The sequence below is a fragment of the Methylobacterium sp. WL19 genome, from assembly GCF_008040005.1.
Lineage (GTDB): Bacteria > Pseudomonadota > Alphaproteobacteria > Rhizobiales > Beijerinckiaceae > Methylobacterium > Methylobacterium bullatum.
On the sequence record NZ_VRVC01000310.1, the window covers coordinates 1 to 500 of the forward strand.

The following is a 500-nucleotide window of genomic DNA, read 5'->3' on the forward strand; positions in this document are numbered from 1 at the left end:
GCCTTCTGCTCAGGCAGAGCGGCCTGGACGGTCCTGACGATGCCGTCGGCGTCGAGGCCGGCCTCGGCGTACATCGCCTCCGGGCTGTTGTGGTCCTGGTAGGTGTCCGGCAGCGTCAGCGTCCGAACCCGCACCCGGCCCGTGTCCAGCGCCCCCTTCTCCGACAGGAGATGCAGCACCATGGCCCCGAAGCCGCCCACCGAACCCTCTTCCAGGGTGACCAGGACCTCGTGGCTCGCCGCCAGATCGAGGATCATCGCCTCGTCGAGCGGCTTGGCGAAGCGCGCATCCGCCACGCTCACGGCGATCCCCGCCGTCTCCAGAAGGTCGGCCGCCTTCAGCGCCTCCGACAGACGCGTGCCCAGGCTCAGCAGCGCCACCCGCGCCCCCTCGGGGCGCTTGACGATCCGGCCCTTGCCGATGGGAAGCGGCACGCCGCGCTCGGGCAGGTCGACGCCCACCCCCTCGCCGCGCGGGTAGCGCAGGGCGATCGGGCCGCT

The 500-nt window shown here is 72.6% G+C and carries 1 protein-coding gene; it reads right to left on the reverse strand.

The annotated features are described in order from the left end of the window. A partial coding sequence (locus FV220_RS25240; RefSeq protein WP_281406110.1) for a transketolase C-terminal domain-containing protein occupies positions 1–500 on the reverse strand: 500 nt, incomplete at both ends.